Origin of the sequence: Psychrobacter sp. CAL346-MNA-CIBAN-0220, assembly GCF_040309805.1 — a bacterium.
Classification (GTDB): Bacteria; Pseudomonadota; Gammaproteobacteria; order Pseudomonadales; family Moraxellaceae; genus Psychrobacter.
Genome location: NZ_JBEOPF010000635.1, coordinates 1 through 244 on the forward strand (window position 1 = coordinate 1; position 244 = coordinate 244).

Genomic DNA, 244 nt, shown 5'->3' on the forward strand with positions numbered 1-244 from the left:
GCACTAAAGCTGCATTGTAGTTGCCGTACCTTGAGCCGTAAGTTATTGGCGCAAGGTTGGCGCTATCAACAATTAATCGATCAAGTACGAGAGATACATGCGCGGCGACATTTGAGCGATCCTACGTTATCAATCACCCGCATTGGTCAGCAACTTGGGTATGCCGATAGTTCGGGGTTTCATCGCGCTTTTAAAAAATGGACTGGGTTGTCGCCAAGTGCTTTTCGCCATGCGTTATTTACGG

1 protein-coding gene is annotated in these 244 nt (G+C 48.0%); it reads left to right on the forward strand.

The features are described 5' to 3' along the window. Window positions 1–244, forward strand: a 244-nt coding sequence (locus AAEY88_RS15115) for a helix-turn-helix transcriptional regulator (RefSeq protein WP_350563706.1), incomplete at both ends; no start/stop codon positions are given.